Genomic DNA, 6,405 nt, shown 5'->3' on the forward strand with positions numbered 1-6,405 from the left:
AGTGAGCCAGAACGCCCCCCAGCAGCCCCCTTCCGCGGCCGGCGCCCCCACGCCGGCTGGCGCCTCCCCGAACGACGCGGCGCCGGGCCCTTCGACTCCGGGCCCCGCTGGCCGCGCGGGCGGACACCGGGGGCGCGTGCTGGTGGGGCTCGCCCTGGCGCTGGGCGTGTCCCTGTTCCTGGCGCACGGCCTGCTCGCGCGCGCCAACCAGGAGCGCGCGGCGGAGCGCGAGCAGCGCACCGCCACCGTGGCCCTGCTGGGGCTGGCGGACCTGGTGCAGCGCGCGGGCGGCACGGGCGAGGGCGTCAAGGCCGTGGTGGCGGGCTGGCCGGGCGTGCCGGGCAGCGCCGTGCGCGTCATCGCCTTCAGCGGCATCCGGCTGGAGGCGTCCACCTTCCCGGCGGACACCGGGGACAAGGCCGCGCCGCGCCGGCTGTCGCGCGAGGAGAAGCCGCTGTACGACCGCGGCCAGCGCCTGCGCGCCGCGGTGGAGACGAACCGCGAGGAGGGCAGCGCGCGCAAGCCGGAGGTGGAGTCCGAGCTGCTCGACGACGGCAGGAGCCGCCTGCTGTCCGCGCCCGTGGAGGTGGACGGGCAGGTGGTGGGCGCCGTGGAGTCCCTCACCCCGGTGGGGGTGAAGGGCGAGACGCCCTCGTGGACGCCGGTGCTGCTGGCGTTCCTGCTGCCGCTGGCGGCGTGCGCGGCGGCGGTGTTCGCGCTGTCGCGGCAGGGCGCGCGCGTGGCGGTGGCGGCGGCGCTGTTCCTGGTGGGCCTGGGCGGCTACACCGTCTACTCGCTGCGCGCGCTGGACGCGGAGCTGCGCGCGACGGAGGAGGCGGTGAGCGCGGAGCTGCGCGCGCGCGGCGAGAAGGCCCAGGCGCTCATCTCCGCCAACACCCTGAGCGCGGAGCCCGCGCTGAAGCCGGGCGCGTGGGACGCGGACGCGATGCGCCGCCCGCTGGGCAAGCTGACGGAGTCCGGCGCGCCGGACGCGGACAAGCTGGCGGCGCAGGGCGCCCAGGTGCGCGGCAACGCGGGCAAGGCGCTGGGCGCGCTGGGCGTGCTGGGGCTGGCGGTGCTGCTGTTCATCGGCCTGGGCGCGCTGCACCGCGCGGCGGCCACGGCGGTGGAGTACCGGCAGGCCTACGCGTACATCCTGCCCGCCATGGTGGGCATGGTGGTGCTGGTGTTCTTCCCCTTCGCCTACGGCATCACGCTGTCGTTCACGGACGCCAACCTCTACAACAGCAGCCAGCCGCTGTCGGAGCTGTGGGTGGGCTTCCGCAACTACGCGGACATCCTGGGCGACTTCAGCTTCGCGAGGACGGCGGCGGACGGCTCGTGGGTCTTCAACTACCTGAACTTCTACTACACGCTCCTGTTCACCATCGTCTGGACGGTGACGAACGTGACCATCGGCGTGACGGTGGGCCTGCTGCTCGCGCTGGCGCTCAACGTGCCGAACCTGAAGATGCGGCCGGTGTACCGCGTGCTGCTCATCCTGCCGTGGGCCATGCCCAACTACATCACCGCGCTCATCTGGAAGGGCATGTTCCACCAGCAGTTCGGCGTGGTGAACCACGTCATCCGGATGTTCGGCGGCGAGGGCCTCGCGTGGTTCGACTCGCCCCTCACGTCGTTCTTCACGGCGCTGGCCACCAACGGCTGGCTGTCCTTCCCCTTCATGATGGTGGTGTCGCTGGGCGCGCTCCAGTCCATCCCCGCGGAGCTCTATGAAGCGGCGCGCGTGGACGGCGCCAACCGGTGGCAGCAGTTCACCGCCATCACGCTGCCCGCGCTCAAGCCCGCGCTGGTGCCGGCGGTCATCCTGTCGGTGGTGTGGACCTTCAACATGTTCAACATCATCTTCCTGGTGACGGGCGGCGACCCGGGCGGCTCCACCGAGATCCTGGTCACCCAGGCGTACAAGTTCGCCTTCGAGCGCTACCGCCACGGCTACGCGGCGGCGTACTCCACCGTCATCTTCGGCATCCTGCTGCTCTACAGCATGGTGCAGAACCGCATGAGCCGCGCCACGGAGGCCGCGTAGACCCATGGCGCTCTTCTCTGAACGTCGCGAGGGCATCCCCCACCTGCCGCTGCACCTGGTGCTGGTGGCCTTCACCCTCTTCACCCTCTACCCCATCCTCTGGGTGGTGAGCCTGGCCTTCTCCGGCAAGCAGAGCCTGGCCATCGCCACGCTGCCGGAGAACCCCACCTCCTGGGACCGGCTGCGCGCGGTGACGCCGTGGCCGGAGACCTTCAGCGCCTCCAACTTCGTGTCGGTGATGTCGGACCAGCCGTTCGCGAAGTGGATGCTCAACAGCGCCATCGTGGCCATCGGCACCACGGTGCTGGGCGTCTTCATGGCGTGCACGGCGGCGTATGCCTTCAGCCGCTTCAAGTTCCCCGGCCAGCGCGCGGGCATGATGGCGTTCCTCGTGTCCCAGATGTTCCCGGGCACGCTGATGCTGATCCCGCTCTACATCATCCTGGTGCAGTGGCTGGGCCTGGGCAGCAGCCGGCTGGGCCTCATCATCGTGTACGCCACCACGTCCATCCCGTTCAGCGTGTGGATGCTGAAGGGCTACTTCGACACCATCCCCAAGGACCTGGAGGAGGCGGCGCTGATGGACGGCGCGTCCGTGGGCCGCATCTTCTGGAGCATCATCCTGCCGCTGGCCAAGCCCGCGGTGGCGGTGACGGCGCTGTTCAGCTTCATGACGGCGTGGAACGAGTTCATCCTCGCGGCGACGTTCATGGACCAGGAAGCCATGTACACGGCGCCGGTGGGCCTGCGCTTCTTCGTGGGCGGCTTCAGCCAGCAGTGGGGCTACTTCGCGGCCGGCTCCATCATCGTGTCCGTGCCCGTCGTGTTCCTGTTCCTCTTTTTGCAGAAGTACCTCGTCTCCGGTCTCACCGCCGGCGGCGTGAAGGGTTAGTCCCGCAGTCCTTTCGTCTGTCGTTGCAAGGAGCAAGCACCCCATGATCACCCCCCGCATCGCAGTCCTCACCCTGGCCGCTTCCCTGTCCGCGGCGCCGGCCCTGGCCGAGAAGGTGTCGTTCAAGGACCCCACCGGCGACGACAAGGGCCCGGGCAAGTACACCTACCCGACGGACCCCGTCTACAAGCCGGGCTCGTTCGACCTGACCGGCGTCAAGGTGGACCAGGGCAGCAACAAGACGGACATCGAGATCCAGGTGAAGGCGTCGCTGGAGAACCCCTGGAAGATGGCGGACGGCTTCTCCGTGCAGGAGGTCTTCGTCTTCATCGACACGGACCACAAGGTCGGCAGCGGCTTCACGGACAGCCCCCCGGGCCTGAACATCGCGTTCGCGCCGGAGGACGCGTGGGACAAGGTCGTCATCATCTCGCCGCAGGGCTCGTCGCGCGTGCGCGCGGAGGCCAACAACAAGGCCGGCGCGATGAAGGGCGCCGTGGTGGTGCCCACCAAGGTGCGCGCCTCCGGCAACAAGATCACCGCCACGGTCATGAACTCCGACCTGGGCGCCGGTGACCCCACCAAGTGGGGCTACCAGGTCGTGATGCAGTCCAACGAGGGCTTCCCCGCGGACAACGACCTGCTCACCCGCCGCGTCAACGAGTACGAGGGCCAGCACCGCTTCGGCGGCGGCTCCGACTTCAACTGTGACCCGCACGTGATGGACGTGCTCGCGGGCCAGGGCAAGGGCGACGGCTCTGAAATCAAGGCGCAGTACGACATGCTCGCGTACGAGTGCGCGAGTGACGGTTCCGCCACGAAGAAGGCCACGCTGAAGATGGTCTCCGGCCCGAACCGCCCGGCGGCGCAGGGTGGCGCGGCGGCGACCCCGGCCCCCGAGGCGGCGCCGGCGGCCCCCGCCCCGGCTCCGGCGCCCACGCCGGCCGCTCCGGCTGGAACGACGGTCGCTCCGGCGCCGACGACGGCCACGCCGACGAAGTAGTGGGCGGCGGACTGTTCAAAACAGTCTGTTTCAAGGTTTGATGCAACACGGGGAGGGCTGCCGCGGAGGCCCCGCGGCGGCCCCGGGAGAGGGGAGACCCCCCTCTGAATCAAGCTTTCGAGAAGGGTTTTCCGGACATCATGAAGAATCGCAAGAACGTGGTGCGGGGAGCGTGTGCGCTCACCGTGGCGGTCGGCCTGCTTCCTGGGGCGGCCATGGCGCAGGACAGCGGCCCCAAGCTCACCATTGGCGGCACGACCTATACGAAGTACCTCTGGGGCACGCAGCGTGACCAGGGCGCGATGTACAACTTCACGACGGTGCCCGGTGAGGGCTACGGCGACAACGGCATCGGCACGGAGCTGGAGCTGCTCCTGAACGCGAAGATCTCCCCGCAGGTGGAGGTCAACGGCCGCATCCACAGCCGCTTCAACCAGAACTTCTGGACGAACTTCGGCGGCTTCGGCGGTGACCCGTCCAAGCCCTGCGTGGCGGGCGACTGCGGCGAGTTCGACCCGCGCTCCAACCAGTACATCAAGCTGCGCGGCATGTCCGTGACGCTGCGCCCGGGCTACCTCATCGACTCGGCGCTCATCGGCGCGACGGACCTGGGCCAGTTCGACCCGTTCGTCATCGGCCGCGTCCGTTACATCGACCGCGACAACGCGGCGGCCATCATGCTGCAGGGCTCCAACTTCGACCGGAAGCTCACGTGGGACGCGGCGCGCATCTCGCTGCCCCGCCTCTGGGCGGGCCCGAACTTCAGCACGGGCGCCTTCCACGCGCGCGACGCGGCCTACGGCTTCCAGGCGAAGTACACCCCGAACGAGCTCTTCGACGTGGGCGGCATCTTCCAGTACGCCAACGACCAGGAGATCAACGCGGAGGACACCAACCTCGACGACGGCCGCGACCTCACGCCGCGCTACCGCAACGGCGTGGGCGGTCTGAAGGCGGGCCTGCACATGGGCTCGTGGCTGGACGTGCGCGGCGCCGCGTACACGTCGTACTCCAACGCGGACCCCGTGCTGTCGCCGGCGAACTTCGGCGGCATCGGCGGCTACAGCGCGGTGCTGGCCGGCCACCACACGGACCAGACGTACATGCTGAACGCGTCCCTCAACGACCCGCTGGACGTGGGCCTGTCGCTGAACCTCCAGCTGTTCAGCATCGGCGCGGACTACGTGGCGGTGATGGCCAGCCGCCGCGAGGCGGACGTGCTCCTCACGGAGGGGCATGACGGCAGCTTCGCGTTCCCGGGCCCGTCCAACGCGTCCTACGGCATCTACAAGGGCAACCCCACCAAGATTGGCTATGGCGGCTGGACGAGCGAGGCCCAGCAGGTCGCGACCATCAACGTGGACAACGACTTCACGGACTTCGACGAGCCCATGGCGGAGACCGCCATCGGCTGGAAGGGCGTGACGGCGAACCCGGTCTACACGAACGGCGCGCTGGAGGTGGGCGGTGAGTATTCCTTCATCACCTACAACACCAACTGGCAGGCGTACGGCGACGCGTCCAAGTCGCTGAACGACACCACGTACCCGGGCACGGAGCTGGACTCCGGCGTGGGCCACAACTTCCGCACGGCCTATCAGCCCTTCCAGGACAAGAAGACGCACCTGGTCGCGCTGCGTGCCAAGTACGTCATCGACGTGCTGAAGGGCATCGATGTCTTCGGCAAGTTCAAGTACATCCACGAGACGGACAAGCGCCTGAACGACCCGCGCTTCCTGCCGTTCCAGGCGGGCGCGTGCCCGGGCGGCGCGGTGGCGTGCGACAACTCGCTGGTCAACGAGTACAGCCCCGGCAACACCACGGCTGGCATCTACAGCAACCCGGGCGTCGTCACGAACAGCCAGGGCGACACGGGCTACCAGTTCAAGCCGTTCGACAACATCGCGGACGACGACCGCCTGCTGGACTACACGACGTTCACGGCCGGCGCGGGCTACCAGTTCACGGATGACCTGTACGTGTCCGCCAGCTACTCCAAGTTCTTCGCGGACCTGCTGGACGGCAACACGGCGTTCCAGGCGTACAACAACCACGAGATGGCGTCCGGCAAGCACAACAAGAACCAGGTGCTCATCAAGGCGCGCTACATCCTGTCCGGCGTGGAGTTCGGCCTGGAGGGCCAGTACGCGTTCGGCACGTTCCGTCCGGACTTCGGCGACGGCTACGTGGTGCAGTACGCGGACGACACCATCGCGGCCGACCACGGCGTGGCGGTGGGTTCGCGCGGCTTCACCAACCGCAACGGCGGCTGGAACAGCCTGGAGGAGCGCAACTTCGAGCAGATGCGCGTCAAGGCGTTCATGAAGGCGCAGTTCTAGGGCGTGTCCGCAAATAAATCGAGCGCAGCCGGGTGTTAGAAGGGCATGAGCCGAGGAGAACTGACAGACGCGCAATGGGAGCGGTTGGCCGGACTGCTGCCGCCCCAGAAACCCGCGCGGG

The 6,405-nt window shown here is 68.7% G+C and carries 4 protein-coding genes; all 4 read left to right on the forward strand.

Annotated features, from left to right (window positions below):
• The first annotated feature begins 1 nt into the window (after position 1).
• The 4 genes from U8525_RS24415 to U8525_RS24430 all read left to right on the forward strand — a co-directional run bounded on the left by U8525_RS24415 (position 2) and on the right by U8525_RS24430 (position 6,284).
• Positions 2-2,050 (forward strand): carbohydrate ABC transporter permease, encoded by a 2,049-nt coding sequence (locus U8525_RS24415; RefSeq protein WP_374268703.1) that lies wholly within the window; start codon positions 2-4, stop codon positions 2,048-2,050.
• A gap of 4 nt (positions 2,051-2,054) precedes the next feature.
• The gene (locus tag U8525_RS24420; RefSeq protein WP_374268704.1) at positions 2,055-2,942 is read left to right on the forward strand and encodes a sugar ABC transporter permease; all 888 of its coding nucleotides are present in this window, start codon (positions 2,055-2,057) and stop codon (positions 2,940-2,942) included.
• A gap of 43 nt (positions 2,943-2,985) precedes the next feature.
• The gene (locus tag U8525_RS24425; protein ID WP_374268705.1) at positions 2,986-3,945 is read left to right on the forward strand and encodes a glucodextranase DOMON-like domain-containing protein; all 960 of its coding nucleotides are present in this window, start codon (positions 2,986-2,988) and stop codon (positions 3,943-3,945) included.
• 140 nt (positions 3,946-4,085) lie between these two features.
• A complete protein-coding gene (locus tag U8525_RS24430; protein WP_374268706.1) occupies positions 4,086-6,284 on the forward strand; it encodes a hypothetical protein in 2,199 nt (732 codons plus the stop codon).
• The last annotated feature ends 121 nt before the right edge of the window (positions 6,285-6,405 follow it).

The organism is Corallococcus sp. RDP092CA, from assembly GCF_041903675.1.
Taxonomy (GTDB): domain Bacteria; phylum Myxococcota; class Myxococcia; order Myxococcales; family Myxococcaceae; genus Corallococcus.